The sequence below is a fragment of the Ferruginibacter sp. genome (assembly GCF_014377975.1).
In the GTDB taxonomy this organism is placed as follows: domain Bacteria; phylum Bacteroidota; class Bacteroidia; order Chitinophagales; family Chitinophagaceae; genus Ferruginibacter.
The window spans coordinates 1-1,801 of record NZ_JACMOO010000168.1; the positions used below are offsets into that span (position 1 = coordinate 1).

Below are 1,801 nucleotides of genomic sequence, written 5' to 3' on the forward strand. Positions count from 1 at the left end.
AAAGTATTAAAGAAGCGGCCGGCGGTATTTTAAAACATAAGGCGCATGCAAAGTAAATTGTTACGTGCATTCTCCGTGCTTTGACTCAGGAAACATAAAAAATTCCATCACTTAATATGTCAGAATCTGAAAATATACATGCCGAACAACCTGCAGAAAATATTTCCGAAGCAACTATGCCTCAGCAGGAAAATATATTGCCCCGGACCGAAGCAAATTCTTTTGAAACCTCAACAAATGACCAAATACAAACTGCAGCAATGGAAGTACATCACCACACCCACCCCGGCCACCATAAAAAGAAATGGACAGATTATTTCCGGGAATTTTTAATGTTATTCCTTGCTGTGTTCTGCGGTTTTTTGGCGGAGTATCAATTAGAGCATAAAATACAAAAGGATAAAGAACTTCAATTTATAAAATCGCTTGCTTCCGACCTGCAAGATGATATAAATGGACTGGAGGCCATGATAAGCTTTAAAAGTCTGGCTATCAGACAACTTGATACACTTATGTATTTTCTTAACGATCCGGTGCTTGCAAAACAAAATGGCGACCAACTTTACTATGTGGGGAGGATGGGACCAAGAGCACAGCCATTTGCAAACAACAGCCGCACTTATCTGTGCCCTAACGGAAGCCACATGGCTATGTATGATGACCAGCAGAATTATTTTAAAAGGCTTGTTGGATTTTTAAAAGATGTGGAGGAAAATAAATTTGTAGCATATAAGAAATAAATACTTTATCCAAATACTTCATAAATAGAACAGCATGAAAAAGTCATTTATAATAATAAGCATTGCAATACTAATTACCGGATCTGTCTATGCTCAATCCAAATCCATTTATGGCAATAATCCCAAAACAGGCCGGCAATTAAACACCCGTGGTTTCAACATGTATTACGAAATATACGGAACGGGTAAACCTTTGCTTATCATACATGGCAATGGTGGCAGCATTAAAGATTTCAGTAAGCAGATTCCTTATTTTAAAAAAGAATATAAAGTAATCCTTGCCGATAGCAGGGCACAGGGCAGATCTACTGACACAAAAGATTCTTTAGATTACAATATGATGGCAGATGATTTAAATGCATTGCTCAATCACCTTCATCTTGATTCCTGTTTTGTAATTGGCTGGAGTGATGGTGGCATTAATGGATTATTGCTTGCCATACGCCATCCGGAAAAAGTAAAAAAACTTGCGGTAACGGGCGCCAATCTCTGGCCTGATTCATCAGCTGTAGATCCTAAGATTTTGAATTGGTTGGCAGGTATGGTTGACTCTTTAAAGAAAGTAAATCAAACTCCCGAAATAAAAAATCAATACAAACTTTTGGAGATGATGACAAGGGAACCGAATATTACTTTGAATCAATTGCATACCGTAAAATGCCCTACGCTTGTTATCGGCGGCGACCATGATGCATTGCTTCCGAGACATACGTTGATCATTGCAGAAAATATACCGCAATCTTATTTATGGATTCTTCCCAATTCAGGACATGCTACACCTGTTAATTACAGCAAACAGTTTAACGAAACCATCAATGATTTTTTTAAAACCCCTTACCGCATAATAGAAGGAATAGACAGGCTGAATTAATAAACTTAAAAATTTAAAAAAATAAATCAATAATCATTACAGATTCAAATAAGAATAGCAGTCCGAAACTGCGCTGTTTAAAGGCTATAACCAACAGTAGATTCATTTTTAATTTAAAAAAACATAGAGTATGAAATTTTTATCAAAAATTCTAGTCACCTTATTTCTTTCTACAGGGCAAGTTGCAATC

The 1,801-nt window shown here is 36.6% G+C and carries 2 protein-coding genes; both read left to right on the forward strand.

The genetic code is table 11. From position 1 onward, the window contains the following. Positions 1 to 116 precede the first annotated feature (116 nt). Positions 117 to 740, forward strand: coding sequence for a hypothetical protein (locus H7254_RS09615; protein ID WP_301932760.1), 624 nt, complete (start codon positions 117 to 119; stop codon positions 738 to 740). Between the two features lie 34 nt (positions 741 to 774). Further along, positions 775 to 1,611: an alpha/beta fold hydrolase gene (locus tag H7254_RS09620; RefSeq protein ID WP_301932761.1), complete on the forward strand. Its 837-nt coding sequence runs from the start codon at positions 775 to 777 to the stop codon at positions 1,609 to 1,611. Positions 1,612 to 1,801 lie beyond the last annotated feature (190 nt).